12 protein-coding genes are annotated in these 14,263 nt (G+C 43.7%); 5 read left to right on the top strand and 7 right to left on the bottom strand.

What is annotated here, in order from left to right; all coding sequences use genetic code 11:
• Positions 1–2: 2 nt before the first annotated feature.
• On the bottom strand, positions 3–896 hold the full coding sequence (locus ACSX1A_RS00245) for an ATP-grasp domain-containing protein (RefSeq protein WP_439881592.1): 894 nt from the start codon (positions 894–896) through the stop codon (positions 3–5).
• A 140-nt stretch (positions 897–1,036) separates the two neighbouring features.
• Here ACSX1A_RS00245 and ACSX1A_RS00240 point away from each other — a divergent pair, with 140 nt between their 5' ends.
• Genes ACSX1A_RS00240 through ACSX1A_RS00230 form a run of 3 tightly spaced genes read left to right on the top strand, consistent with a single transcriptional unit; the run spans position 1,037 to position 2,515 of the window.
• Complete coding sequence (locus ACSX1A_RS00240) at positions 1,037–1,687, top strand: hypothetical protein (protein ID WP_439881591.1); 651 nt, start codon at positions 1,037–1,039, stop codon at positions 1,685–1,687.
• A gap of 41 nt (positions 1,688–1,728) precedes the next feature.
• The gene (gene dtd / locus ACSX1A_RS00235; RefSeq protein WP_439881590.1) at positions 1,729–2,187 is read left to right on the top strand and encodes a D-aminoacyl-tRNA deacylase; all 459 of its coding nucleotides are present in this window, start codon (positions 1,729–1,731) and stop codon (positions 2,185–2,187) included.
• Position 2,188: 1 nt separating this feature from the next.
• Positions 2,189–2,515 carry a nucleotide pyrophosphohydrolase gene (locus ACSX1A_RS00230; protein WP_439881589.1) on the top strand — a complete coding sequence of 109 codons (327 nt, stop codon included), beginning with the start codon at positions 2,189–2,191 and terminating at the stop codon, positions 2,513–2,515.
• Between the two features lie 66 nt (positions 2,516–2,581).
• On the opposite strand, the gene ACSX1A_RS00225 is transcribed toward ACSX1A_RS00230, so the two are convergent.
• Together ACSX1A_RS00225 and gcvT are read right to left on the bottom strand one after the other, a co-directional pair.
• A complete protein-coding gene (locus tag ACSX1A_RS00225) occupies positions 2,582–3,307 on the bottom strand; it encodes a 2-phosphosulfolactate phosphatase (protein WP_439881588.1) in 726 nt (241 codons plus the stop codon).
• A gap of 75 nt (positions 3,308–3,382) precedes the next feature.
• Positions 3,383–4,471, bottom strand: a complete 1,089-nt coding sequence (gene gcvT / locus ACSX1A_RS00220; protein ID WP_439881587.1) for a glycine cleavage system aminomethyltransferase GcvT — start codon at positions 4,469–4,471, stop codon at positions 3,383–3,385.
• A gap of 422 nt (positions 4,472–4,893) precedes the next feature.
• On the opposite strand from gcvT, the gene ACSX1A_RS00215 reads away from it, so the two are divergent.
• Positions 4,894–6,372, top strand: coding sequence for an ATP-binding protein (locus ACSX1A_RS00215; RefSeq protein ID WP_439881586.1), 1,479 nt, complete (start codon positions 4,894–4,896; stop codon positions 6,370–6,372).
• Between the two features lie 44 nt (positions 6,373–6,416).
• Positions 6,417–6,851 carry a response regulator gene (locus ACSX1A_RS00210; protein ID WP_439881585.1) on the top strand — a complete coding sequence of 145 codons (435 nt, stop codon included), beginning with the start codon at positions 6,417–6,419 and terminating at the stop codon, positions 6,849–6,851.
• Between the two features lie 38 nt (positions 6,852–6,889).
• Here the strand turns inward: ACSX1A_RS00210 and ACSX1A_RS00205 are convergent, their stop codons facing one another.
• From ACSX1A_RS00205 to ACSX1A_RS00190, 4 genes are all read right to left on the bottom strand, one after another.
• The gene (locus tag ACSX1A_RS00205; protein ID WP_439881584.1) at positions 6,890–7,492 is read right to left on the bottom strand and encodes a ribonuclease HII; all 603 of its coding nucleotides are present in this window, start codon (positions 7,490–7,492) and stop codon (positions 6,890–6,892) included.
• Between the two features lie 85 nt (positions 7,493–7,577).
• On the bottom strand, positions 7,578–9,047 hold the full coding sequence (locus ACSX1A_RS00200; protein ID WP_439881583.1) for a RagB/SusD family nutrient uptake outer membrane protein: 1,470 nt from the start codon (positions 9,045–9,047) through the stop codon (positions 7,578–7,580).
• Positions 9,048–9,065: 18 nt separating this feature from the next.
• The gene (locus ACSX1A_RS00195; RefSeq protein WP_439881582.1) at positions 9,066–12,227 is read right to left on the bottom strand and encodes a SusC/RagA family TonB-linked outer membrane protein; all 3,162 of its coding nucleotides are present in this window, start codon (positions 12,225–12,227) and stop codon (positions 9,066–9,068) included.
• A 588-nt stretch (positions 12,228–12,815) separates the two neighbouring features.
• Positions 12,816–14,249 (bottom strand): SusD/RagB family nutrient-binding outer membrane lipoprotein, encoded by a 1,434-nt coding sequence (locus tag ACSX1A_RS00190; RefSeq protein WP_439881581.1) that lies wholly within the window; start codon positions 14,247–14,249, stop codon positions 12,816–12,818.
• Positions 14,250–14,263 lie beyond the last annotated feature (14 nt).

The raw sequence follows: 14,263 nt of genomic DNA, 5'->3' as shown, positions 1-14,263 counted from the left end.
GACTAAAGTGCGGGTACCTGCAGGTGGTCCATTACAGCCTGATAGTAGCGCTCCAGCGACCCTTCGCTCATGGCCATAAACAGGAAAGGCTCGATCAGCTCCAGCTCCATCAGGTATAGCTCTCCGTTTATCTCCACGCCATCTACCCGGGCATACAGGCAGTCAGAGGCAAAGTTATCTACAATGTTGTGCGCTGTTTCGAGTAGCGCGGCAGGTGGCTCAGGTGTATGTATGGTACCACCAAAAAAGTGCTGCACCCTAAAATCTCCGGGCTTGGCTGTTTTAAGTATGGTATGGCTGTACTCCCCGTTAAAGAACAAGAAGGACCACTCCCCTTTTGTTTTGATCTCCTCAACAAAAGGCTGCACCAGAAAAGCCTCTTCCTGCAGTAAGGCATTTATACTTGCCGCACTGGCCGCTGCGTCTTCCCTGGTGAGGGCGAACGTGTTTTTTGCCCCTCCGCTAACGCTTGGCTTCAGTATGATCTTTTCAGTACCTAGTATGTCGAAAGCCTCCGTAGCGTCAAATGTCTGCCCCTTCTCCAGCCAAACTGTTGGCACAATCTTCAGTCCTCTTTCCTGCACATCTTTCAGGTATCTTTTATCTGCATTCCAGCGCACTGTTTTTACAGGGTTCAGTACCTGGCAGTTCAGTTGCTCCAGCTTATCGAGCCAGGCGTAGAAAGCATCGATCTTATCAAAATAATCCCAGGGAGACTTGAGCAGGACCAAATCAAACTGCGACCAGTCCACGGCAGGATCATCCCATATCTGGTATGAAACCGGCAGGCCTTTTTCTGTTAAGTACCGGAATAAATTATCATTCTCCTCATCCGAAATTCCGCTAAAACTGCCTGTATTCTGATAAGTTATAAGTGCTACTTGTTGGATATTCATAATTGTACCATATTTGCCGCAATATTATACTTTTACTGACGTAGAAACCAGTTATCAAAATACTTTTAGTTAAAACTTTTAAGCGGGCAGCTCTCGTATGTATGGTATAATTCAATCCCCCTTTTACTTAAACGTTTAGCATGCCCATTCCGCGTCACATCATTCACCGCTGCAGGTATAGCCTGGCTGTACGTTTGCTGGTGTTGTTGTTACTTGTAAATTCCTTTGCTGCTGCCTGTACTTCTGATTCTGCCTCCGAGGAACAGAATGATGTTCCTGAAGAGCATGAGACTGCACTTGAGCCTGATACGACCTCCACGCGCCGCAACTCGATTGCGTCTGCTACCTTTAGTGTGCTCAGCAACCCCTTTGTAGAAAACCGCAGCAAAAGCAATCACCTGGAATCCTATTTCGATAGAATTAATGCTGACTTTACCCTGGACGCTGACCCCATCGAAAACCGCCATAAGTCACAGGTAACGGATACGGTATATACCATTCGTTTCGGTAAATCGATGATCGAGTTTTATGCCCCTACGCAGTCAGGAGAGCTACTGCTGCAGGTAGCCGATATACAGAGCAACGATGTAGTGCTACGCCACAACATGCGGGTAGGCATGACGCAGGCTGAACTTATGGGCAAACTGAAAAGCCTGGGCCATGAAGTTGTTATAAACCAGACTCCTACTGAAATAGTAGCATATAACCGCGATGGCGCTCCCATTTCGCTTCACTTCTACCTTAAAAGCGGCAAAGTAAACCGTATCCGTTACGAAGGGTACGTAGATTAAACAATTCCCTATCTTTGCCCCGGACCAAAGTATAGCAACACATGCGTATTGTGATTCAGCGGGTAACGCAGGCATCTGTAGAAATTGACAACCAGATTAAAGGCCAGATCGGAAATGGGCTACTCCTTTTAGCCGGCTTTACGCCCGATGATACCGAAGAAGACCTGAAATGGATGGCCGGTAAAGTCGCACAGCTTCGCATTTTTAATGACGACCAGGGCAAAATGAACCTGAGCGTTCTGGATGTGCAGGGGGATGTATTGCTGATCAGCCAGTTTACGCTCTATGCTAATACCAAAAAAGGAAATCGCCCTTCCTACATTAATGCTGCCCCGCCTGCTATAGCTATTCCGCTGTATGAGCGTTTTATCGGCCTGATACAGGATGCCCTGGGTAAGCAGATACAAACCGGCGAGTTCGGTGCAGATATGAAAGTTTCGCTGCTGAACGATGGACCGGTAACAATTGTGATGGATACAAAAAATAAAGACCTTTTCTGACATGACCATAACCGAAGCTCAAGCCCTAGTTGATAAATGGATCAAGGAAAACGGGGTGCGTTATTTTAATGAACTCACCAACATGGCCATACTTACCGAAGAAGTTGGTGAAGTGGCCCGCATCATTTCCCGGCAGTACGGGGAGCAGTCGTTTAAGAAAAGCGACGAAGGCAAGCAGCTTTCCGATGAACTGGCTGATGTTCTTTTCGTTCTGATCTGCCTGGCAAACCAGACAGGTATTGACTTGACGGAAGCTCTGAAACAGAACCTTGACAAAAAGACAAATCGAGACAGTGAGCGGCACAAGCAAAACGAGAAGCTGCAGTAAGTTTCCACCTAAAAAATAAGGGCCGCTCTCCTGTGAGCGGCCCTTATTTTTTAGGTGGAAACAGCGCTAAACCAATTCGCGCTTTGCATTCAGGTCAATTAGCCTGTCCTGCCGCCACACCGGAAGCACTTTAAATGTATCGTGCTGCAGACAAAATTCAATGTCTTTATTGATCTCCAGATTTTCAAGGCGGCGCACATGCGATGACTGCCTTAAAAAAGCAGTCAGATCATGCCTGGCTGCCTGGTATAAGTACAGAGAGGCAAGCGTCGCATCGTTCTCAGAAGTAAACGTGTCCTGTAAGCGTTCCACTAAAGCACCAGCATACAGCGTGTCCTCCAGGTTAAATTTGCCTTTCCATCCGGCACAAACTACCAGAACATCCAGCTGTAAACTTTCTAAATGGTCTGCTACAGCTTGCAGGTTCAGGAACGAGCCAACCACAACCTCATCGGCTGCTTCAGACATGCGGATTGCCCGTGTACCATTGGTGGTTGTGATAGCCACAGACCTGTCTTTAACCTTCCCAGACATATAGCCAAAAGGAGAATTACCCAGGTCAAAGCCCTCCGCTTTTACACCATCACGCTCAGCAGCCGTAAGACAACCTTTTTCTGCATAAGCGCGGCATTCCTCCAGTTGCATCACCGGAAAAATATCTGCTGCTCCATGTGCAAAAGCAGTTACCATTGTTGATGTGGCACGCAGAATATCTACTGCTACAACAGCCTTTCCCTTCAAATCATACAAATGCAACAGCTCCGGGCTGAAGCATACATCTATACTTGGCATAATTAAGACTTAAGATCAGAGACACAGAAAACAAAATATAAAACAGTTCATGTCCTGTGTCTTATATCCTTAGGTTTACTTCTTATAAATTGGCAGCTTTACAATCTGCGCTTTCATATCCTTGTTACGCACACGGACAAATATCTCTGTGCCTGTTTTGCTATAGTCTTTTGTAACATAGCCCAGGCCAATACCCTTGCCCATTGATGGCGACATGGTGCCGGAGGTTACTTCTCCTATCTGCTCACCTTCTGCGTTCACTAGTTCGTAATGCGCTCTTGGAATCGCTTTCTCCATCATTTCAAAGCCTACCAGCTTGCGCGTAACACCAGCCTCTTTCTGTGCTTTCAGGTTATCTGCGTTCGTAAAATCCTTATCAAACTTCGTGATCCAGCCCAGGCCGGCTTCCAGCGGAGAGGTCGTATCGTTAATGTCATTCCCGTAAAGGCAGAAGCCCATTTCCAGGCGAAGTGTATCACGGGCACCCAAGCCAATTGGCTTGATGCCATACTCCTTGCCTGCCTCCATGATCGCTTCAAACACTTTAACAGCATCCTCATTCTTCACATAGATCTCAAAACCGCCAGCACCTGTGTAGCCAGTAGCTGAAACAATAACATCCTGTGCTCCGGCAAACTCACCTTTTTCAAAGGTATAGTAAACCATGCTGGCCAGGTCAATTTTTGTAAGCGACTGTAACGCCTCCACAGCTTTAGGGCCCTGCACTGCAAACAAAGACATTTCATCAGAAATATTCTCCAACTCCACGCCATTGGTGTTATACTTGTTCACCCAGGCCCAGTCTTTCTCTATGTTAGAGGCATTTACAACCAACATATATTCTTCTTCGCTGAAGCGGTATACAAGCAGGTCATCTACAATACCACCTTCTTCATTCGGAAAACAAGAATATTGCACCTTGCCATCTGTTAGCTTTGAGGCATCGTTAGACGTGATGCGCTGGATCAGGTCCAGTGCTCCTGGGCCGCGCAGCATGAACTCACCCATATGCGACACATCAAAAATACCAACTGCATTACGTACTGTGTTGTGTTCTTCTATATCAGATGAATAGCGCACAGGCATGTTATAGCCGGCAAAAGGTACCATTTTAGCGCCAAGTGCCACATGCACGTCATTCAAAGCAATTTTCTTAAGTTCCATTTTAGTAAGCTGTTCAAGTGGTTGAGGGGCAAAAATAAGTAAAATAAACCCGCTTTAGAAATTTTATAATCACACCTATCCTGCCTTTTTCCACTTTTAAACCCAAATGCCTGAAAAGTGGAATATTCATTTAATAATGCATAAACATTCAAGAATATGTATATAACCTTTGTGCAATTACCAGCGTATGTTAGTAGTGATTATTTAGCCAAACTTACCATGCCATCGTATAAATCTCTCCATTTACCTGTACTTATACCTCCCATTTAGCCTGAGCAGCTTTTACTGTTTTGCCTTACTGTAGTAGCTTTCCCTGCTTCTGTTTCTACTGATATGGAAGTATATAAGCCCTACATTTGCTGTCTCGGCTGCTACCTGCTGTGTAGTAGTTTATTGTCTGATGTGATAGGTATAATGCATTCATGAAATTATCAGTTAAATTATTTGTCGGGTTCGTTCTGATCTCGGTGCTTTTTACTGCCGTTGCTATCGTAAACTTCCAGCTCTCGGAGGATGTGATCCAGAACTCACAATGGGTTTCGCGTTCTCAGATAGTGGTGCGTAATTCTGCCGCCCTGCAGCGTAATATCATTGACATGGAAACCGGCTTGCGCGGATATCTGCTAAATGGTAACGAAACATTTCTGCAACCTTATCTTCTGGCCAAAGACCAATTAGGCAATTTGTTCAAAGAAACTAAAAGCTTCGTAGCCAACTCCCCGGACCAGGTAAAGAACATAGATGAGATCATGCGTCTACAGCAAATCTTTCAGGAGAAGTATGCCGAACCGCTTATCATGATGGTTCGGAGCGATACAATAACAGATGATGTTTACATTGGCGGTAAAGTGGACAAGCTGGTAATTGGTGAAAAAATTGTGATTGACTCGATACGGACAGCTTTCCGGGAGTTTAATGCTTACGAATACAAAGTGCGTGAAGACCGAAGGCAGCGCCTGAATCAAAGTATAGACACTACTCGCCATGTTTCTACTTTACTTACGATGCTATCCGTTATACTTGGCCTGGGTTGGGCCTACTACATGACGCAGATCATCACGAAGCGTATCATAAAAATGGTGACGCTTGCCGAGCAGATATCAAGGGGCGATTATAAAACCCAGATCATCGACACCTCTCACGATGAGCTCAGTCAGCTGTCTCATTCACTTAACAGAATGTCGGCAACGATTGATGAGACCTTTACCGAACTTGACCGCAAAAACAAAGAACTCGACCAATTTGCATATGTGGTATCGCATGACCTGAAGGCTCCACTCAGGGGCATCGAAGTGGCGTCGCGTTGGGTAGAAGAAGACATGGGCAGTAAGCTGCCACCCAATATACAGGAATACTTAGTGATGATGCGCGTTCGTGTGCATCGGATGGAAAACCTTATCAACGGTATACTTGCCCTGGCACGCATCGGGCGCACAAATCAGATTGAGGAGACCGTTGATGTAAATGAGCTGCTGACAGAAGTGGTTGACATGATCTCTCCTCCATCCAATTTCCGCATAGAGGTTCAGGACCATTTGCCTGTCATCCATACTATCCGTATTCAGCTGCAGCAGGTGTTCAGCAACCTGATCAGCAACGCGATCAAGTACCACGACAAGGGGGCTGGTTTAATAACTGTCAGCCATCATGAAACAGATAATTCACATGTTTTCTCTGTGTCTGATGACGGCCCCGGCATTGACCCTGATTACCATGAGCGAATTTTCGTAATATTCCAGACCCTTCAGGAGCGTGATGCCATGGAAAGTACCGGTGTTGGTCTTACGATCGTGAAAAAAATAGTAGAATGGCAAGGAGGCACGATCTGGTTAACCTCTCACCCTGGCCAAGGGTCAACTTTTACCTTTACATGGCCTAAAGACGAGGTAAAAGAAGTATAATTTTAGTAGTTTTGTATTTAACGCACCACTTGTACCTATAAAAAATGAGCGAGAAAGAGGTAAATATCCTTCTAGTAGAAGATGACTACCTGGATATTATGAATGTAGAGCGTGAGCTAAAGAAGATCAACATTGAGCACCCTATCCATGTGGCACGCAATGGCCGCGAGGCTCTGAACATGCTGCGCGGCGATGGAACAGAGAAGATTTCACCAGCACCAAGTGTAATCCTCCTGGATATTAATATGCCAAAAATGAACGGGATTGAATTCTTAACAGAGCTTCGTAGGGAGCCGGAGTTTAGCCATATCCCTGTTTTTATCATGACAACCTCCAACGAGGAAAGTGACCGAATGGCTGCTCAGCGCCTCAACGTTTCGGGTTATATCGTTAAGCCACTCACGTTCGACACGTTTGAAAAAGGCCCTTCGTCACTTGATAGTTTCACACTTTTCCTGGATCTGATAAAAATGAAGTAAGTCATTTTTTGGAAAAGGGAACTCAAGAAAAAGTACGTTTATTTATTAACTAACTCTGGTTGCTTTGGCAACAGGGTAAAGGATTGCCTGTGGTATGGTGTGGTGCCATGTATGGCAATTGCCTCTCTATGCATTTTAGTAGGGTAGCCAGCGTTTTGCTCCCAGCCATACATGCCAAAGGTGTCAGCCAGACGGCACATGCAGTCATCTCTGAAAGTTTTTGCCAACACCGATGCCGCGGCAATCGACAAATATTTCCCATCGCCTTTAACGATACAGGTATAAGGTGTAGCCAGCGTGGTCTTAAATCTATTGCCATCCACGATCAGGTACGCTGGGGGCAAGGACAGCCCTTGAATAGCCCGGTGCATAGCCAGGTAAGTAGCATTCAATATATTTACTTCATCAATTTCAGCAGGGCTTGCCTCCCCTACTGCCCAGGCAACAGCATCCTTTAAAACATCTTCGCGCAGCAGTTCCCGCTGCTTTCTGTTTAGCTGCTTTGAGTCGTTGAGCAAGGAGTGTTTATAGTCTGCGGGAAGAATAACAGCAGCTGCCACTACTGGCCCAGCCAGGCACCCTCTTCCAGCCTCGTCGATGCCGGCCTCTAAAGTATAGCCGCTATAGTTTGGTAATAACATAGCTGCAAAGATAAGGAAGTATACACAAAAAAGCCCGCCATTAAACAATGGCGGGCTTTTTTGTGTATACTTTAGCTAACAATAATTACAAGGCTTTATTTGTAGCTAACTCCGAGTTTGGCATTGGCCAGACATAATCGGTTGAAGATGGTGCTACAGCTGGTGCATTCAAGCCACTACCTGTTTTCTCAGGGAATGTCTGAAGCGTTCTTGTAATATCCATTGCACGGAAGCCTTCACCTAACAACTCAATACGTCTTTCCTTTAGAATAGCATCAACAAGTGCTTGCTGTGTAGCAAATGACGTTGCCGGGAAAACATACGCAGCGTCTGATCTCTTACGAACAGCAGAAACAAGCGCAATTGCTTTTGGCATATCGTTCGTCCTTGCAGCAGCCTCAGCATAATTCAATAACACTTCAGAATACCTTATTACTGGAACATAATCGGTAAACGGAGATGGTTTACTGAACTTTTTGAGGTACTTATTACCGCTTGCTGTAACTATAAAGTTAACTTTTCTGGCATCAGTTGCAGGCCATTGAGCATCATTCACAATACCCGCAGCATTTAAGTAGTACTCTCCGTTACCAACTGGTGCAGCATTAAAATAGTAACCCAGTTGGTTCTGAGTGCCCGGGGCATCCAGGTCAGACATTGGCATAGAGAACACAGACTCAGTTGTAGTATAATTTGTAAATGGCAAGGCTACATCTGCCTGTAAAGCATGTGCTACACCTGTAGGTGCAGTAAATGAAGTAGTTCCAGACACAATTTTCTGTGCTTCTGATACTACTTTCGCATAGTTACCCATATGTAGGTATACTCTCGTTTTCATTGCGATAGCAGTATTCTTATGAGCACGGGTTGTATTCAAAACTGCACTTCCATAAGTCAAAGGCAGGCCGGCTTCAGCATCATTAAGATCTTTCAAGATCTGCTCATACACCTTGGCAACAGTACTCCTTGCCAGATCATTGTTTGCTGTAGTTGTTTCAGCCTGTAAACGCAGCGGTAATCCAGGAGATGCGCCGTTATCAGCATTGTATGGTTTTGCATACAATGTAACAAGGCTATGATAGGCAACTGCTCTTAGAAACTTCGCTTCTGCCTGATACTGGGTATAGAGCGTAGGGTCAATTTTCGCCTTGTTATCTTCAAGCCCTTGTAAAAACACATTTATTCTATTAATAGCTGCATATGCGGCTCCCCAAAGGTTTTGCACTTCATTTGTTCCAGACTGTACGTTCTGTTGCCACGTCTGCAAACCTGTCACACCATTGGTAAGGCGGTTTATCCATTCTTCCCCCCGGATCTCATTATACACAACAATCCTACCGCCATAATACTGTCCGTCTTTCATGGCATCGTATAAGCCGTTTACCTGGCCTATAATCCTCTCAGGAGTATCAAATGCGTTTTTATCAGATATAGATGTTTCCGGAACCGGGTTTAACATGTCTTCTGTATCGCATGCAGCAAAAGTAAATGGCAGGGCAAGAAAAGCCATTTTAAGCAGGTAGTGCTTACGTACTTTTATATTTTGATTTTTCATGATAATTCAATTTAAATATTAGAAACCAACGTTTACACCCAAAGTAAATGTTCTTCCCTGAGGCACAGAGTTACGCTCAACTCCAGGTGTAGTATTCGAGTTACCATTGGTTGAAATTTCAGGGTCAGCACCTGTGTAGTTAGTAAGAACAAAAGCATTAAATGCCTGCGCATACACTCTTAATGAGCTTATTCCTGCTTTGTTTACTAACGATGCTGGAATCCTATAACCTAACGTTGCAGTTTGAAGCTTCAGGAAATCCGCTTTTTCTACGTTTTCTGATATTACCATCGCAGAACCGTTTGAAACGTTATCACCAAACACTACACGTGGAAACGAAGTATTCGGGTTCTCTGGAGTCCATCTGTCTAAAACATCGGTATGGTTATTCCAGAAACGTTGGTCACGCAGACCTGCCTTTGTACCGTTGTAGATGTAGTTACCACCAGAATATGTAAAGTTAAGGCCCAGGTCAATGTTACCATACTTAAACGTGTTCTGGAAACCTCCATACCAAGTTGGTAACGCATTTCCTAAGATCTTACCATCTTTGGCTGCTGTAATGGCAGGTGCTGTTGTACCATCAAGATAAGTCCAGCGCTGAGAAGCAGGAGCCGCATGGTTGTACTGCACTTTTTTACCATCTTTGTCGACAAATATACGGCGACCATTTTCCGGGTTTACACCTGCAGTCTCAACTCCATAGATACTACCAACAGAATAACCAACGCGTGTAACGTTTGTCATTTCAAGACTACCGGTAAATCCAAAGATATCAGCGTTACCATCTGCCAGAGCAGTCACTTCATTTTTAATAGTTGTAAAGTTCAGGTTTGTACTCCAGGAGAATTTACCTTTGTCAACAGGTGTTGCATTCACGGCAAATTCTAAACCACGGTTATACATAGAACCCACGTTCTTTAATATCTGGTTATTTGGAATACCTTTAGATGGTGCTTGAGGAGCACTCAGGATCAGGCCGTTTACATCATTGTTGAAGTATGTAAACTCAAACTGTACTCTGTCATTCAGGAAGCCCAGGTCAACACCTAAGTTTGTCTGCTCACTAGTTTCCCAACCTAATTCAGAGTTACCCGCTTGGCTAAACACCAGTGTAGGAACATCAGCATACAAGCCTGAGCCATACAAGAACATAGAGCCATATGCGCTAGGAAGGTTACCATTACCAACTCTACCCCAGCTTGCTCTAAGCTTTACGCTATTAGCTATATCAGATAATCCTGAATTCTTATAGAAATTTTCCTCAGAAAGAGCCCATCCACCTGACACACCACCAAAGTTACCCCACTTATTTTCAGCAGCTAAAGCGGAATTACCATCTCTACGGAAGTTTAAGGTCATAAAGTAGCGCTTTGCAAAGTCATAATTGAATCGAGCAAAACCTGAAACAAAGGCTCTTTCTGTGATAAAGTTGCCAGATGGAGCAATGTTAGTAAAGTTGCCTTGGTATTCATTAAAGAAATTGTCGGCAACGCCAAACCGGTTAGCACCCCAGCCTCTGTTCTCGAAAGACTGAATATCAGATCCGGCCAAGAAAGACAGACTGTGATTATCTCCTAGAGTTTTCTGTATAGACAATGTATTGATCCAGTTCCAGTTATCAAGGCGCTGCATGGTATTAGTTGCATTTCCTTTATTAGAGAAACCATCACCATGTAAAGGAGTCTGGAAAGAAATCCCCTCCACGGTTGTTCTGTCAATAGCATAAGATGTCTTAAAATCTACACCTTTTACTAATTGAACATTTGCACCGAAAGTACCAAACACGCGATCTGTCTCAGAAGTAAATGAACTTAGATCAAGAAGTGGGAGTGGGTTAGTGAAACCAGATTGTGTAAGGTTAGCCCCTCTACCCATTGTGTTATCCGTTCTGATATTATATGAGCCGTCCGGGTTTCTTGGCGCAACGTTTGGAGCCGTAACAATAGCAAGACGCCCTAAGCCACTGGTGTTAAAAGATGAACCAGGCACAGAACCCGTGTTAGGAGCAGCATTGAAGCTATTCACATAGTTTGCAGCACCGTTTATTCTAAGCCAGTTATTTAGTTTATGATCTATGTTAAAACGAACTGCCTTTCTTTGAAAATTATTCTGCTTTATAAAACCATCCTGATCTGTAAGGTTTGCAGAGAAAAAGTAGGTTGTGGCATCTGTACCACCAGAAACACTCAAGCTATGGTTTTGCGAATAAGCCTTGCGGTAAACTTCACTGTACCAGTCAGTATCAACTAGAGACCCATCTTCGTTATAAGAAGGAAAAAATAATGCCGATGCCACTGTCGCATCGTTTCCTTTACCACTTAAAATCTTCTGGTTCAGAACCGCTTCATTTTTTATCATCATATACTCTTCCGCATTCAGAAGATCTGGTAGCCTGGTTGCGGTAGTAACACCAGCCCAAGCCTCATAATTTACTCTTGGCTTGCCAGACTTACCTTTTTTTGTAGTGATTAATAAAACACCACCTGCAGCCCTTGATCCGTAAATAGCTGTGGAAGCAGCATCCTTTAAGATATCAATTGACTCAATGTCTGCTGGGTTTATGTCTCCCAGGGCATTACTAGCAGCAGAAGTTGCTGAAACGTCGCCTGTATTGATCGGAATTCCATCCACTACTACAAGCGGAAAAGAGCTAAGAGAAATTGAGTTTGTACCTCGGATGCGTATCACTGGCGGGTTGTTAAGCACACCATTTGGCTGAACAATATTTACACCTGCAGCTCTGCCACCCAATGCCTGATCAAAGCTTTGAACCGGCATTTCTTTGATCTTTTCCCCTGAAACAGAAGCAGCGGAACCAGTGAACTCCTGTTTAGTTTGCGTTCCGTATCCAACTACAATCACTTCTTGTAATTGCTTGTTATCAAGAGGCATCGCAACACTGATTGCACTTGCATTACCTATAGATCGTTCAATTGTTTGGTAACCAATAAATCTGAATATAAGTGTATTAGAACCTGCCGGAACACTTAATGAGTAAGTTCCGTCTGTACCCGTTGTTGTACCTACTGAGGTACCTTTAACAATGACTGCAACTCCTGGCAGCCCCTGTGATGTGCTCTGGTCTGTAACAGTACCAGAAACCGTTTTGCTCTGTGCAACTACCTGATTTAGTAGCGCAAACGTTAGAACAAAACTCATGAGTAGTAGCTTTCTCATTTTGTTTGATTGTAGGTGAATAGTTGGTAAAAGGTTAGTTAAAATTGTTTGTGAGTCTGTTAAAAATTATGGCAATAAAAAGCCTGTACCCCTTTCGAAAGGGGCAAAAAATAGTGTATACCCGGATTCAGAAAGGCTAAAAGTCTTTCCGAAAGGATGTAATTATTAAAAGTTTATCAGGAAAATATAAATTTCATGATGTTGCGCTCTACAACAGACACAGCAGCATGACAAATGGAATGGAGAAGAGATTTTTATTAGCTGCTTTCAGATCTTAATTCGTCCTATAATGCTAATTAGCCTCAATCCTTGTGTCAATAATATTGAGGTTTTCATTTAAAAGCAATCATTCACAAAAAAATATTTTATCGACGAACTGGACGTTTTTTTATTCGAACTTGCAAATAGGCTTTATTAACTAACCCAAGCACTTTTTAATGTGTTTACAGTGCCTCCTAACATACCGGTTTAACTATCCTTTAATAATTCAATGTTTAAGCATTGAATTATATTTTTAAGTTTTACAAAAACACAGAGGGCAACGCAGTACTGCGTTGCCCTCTGTGTTTTTGTAAAGTAAGATTTAAACTAATCTTCTGTTCCATCATCCCACCATACCCCATTTGACAATTGTACGCTTGGTACATTCTCAGAATTAGCATCTATTTCGCTTTGTGGATAAGGGAAGCGAAGCGGTGCCTTGCTAATTGGGTGTGTTAAAACTGGTAAGTCTGTTCGTCTATAATCGGCAAAAGCTTCTATAGGCTGGAAAAGCCAGAAAGAAATCCACTTTTGCTGAATGATATCCTGTAGATCAAGTTCAGCTGGTCCGGAAGGAACACTTGGTTGTGCAAAATATGCATCAATAGCACTTTCCGAAATATTAGCTTGCCTTCTCATAGCAGCAGCTACAGCAGTCCTGAAACTTGTATATGCCTCTGCTGGCTGATTAAGTCTCAAATATGCCTCTGCCTCAATAAATTTAAGTTCATCATAAGTCATTAGAGGTACTGGAGCTGTTGCATTCAGAACTTCTTCACTTGGATCTGAAAAAAGAGTACTTGCTTGGTCATTCGTCTGTGTACCATTTGGAGCTCCCGTAATTTCATTTGTTGATGGAGCCGGAGCAACCATAACTGGTAAGCGTGGATCACTTAAGCCTTGCAACGTTTGAACAAACGTTTGACTAACTGCGAGGTGAGCACGGTCAGCTGCCTCCTGAAACCATGGATTCTGGCCTGTTGCATCAGATGTAAAGTCATCAAAAACCAAATTGTCCGCTGGACTTGCAAATCCATTTGCAGCTGCATCTATAGCATTCTGAGCTGACTGTGTCGGATCAATATTGCTTAAGCGATTATAATATCTGGCTTTTAACGACCATGCTGCTTTTGTCCATTTGCTTGCATCTCCGTTATAAAACAGATCTCTTGCACCTGGGCCTGACCCTCCTTTTGCCAAGTCTGCAATAGCTTCATCTAATAAAGTCTGCATTTGGGCATAAATCTGCTGCTGCTGATCATACACTGGTTTTCTCAATTCTGATCCTTGGCCTGCCTCAGAAAATGGCACTCTGCCCCAGCTATCTGTCGCAATCGCTATCGTATATGCTTTTAAAATTTTAGCAATACCTACTGCAATCCAACGACCTTCCTCATCTCCTCCCGTTGATCCTTTCTGTATGATAAGATTCAAATCAGGTAAGGTGGTGGCGTAAATTGTTGTCCAAGTGTTATTAACTAATGTTGCGTCGTTCAAACTGGAACGACGATCAGCTGATTGCAGCTGTGCGTGTACCCCGGCAGTATGTTGCACAAATACAGATGAATACCAAGCCAAATCGGTGTTAGCAACTGCAAATGACACATCCACCTCTACTTGTGGTAACAATAGGTTAAGAGGAACATCTGTTGGACTGTTGGGGTTTGTATCTATCTCGTCGAGTGTATCTTCGCTACAAGAACTAATTGAGAAAACCAGTCCTATAGTGAGAAAGTATGTTAGTAATTTATAAATTTTCATGGTTCTAGGTCTTT

The sequence above is a fragment of the Pontibacter sp. MBLB2868 genome (genome assembly GCF_051904785.1).
Classification (GTDB): domain Bacteria; phylum Bacteroidota; class Bacteroidia; order Cytophagales; family Hymenobacteraceae; genus Pontibacter.
This window is presented reverse-complemented; position numbering and strand designations above follow the sequence as displayed.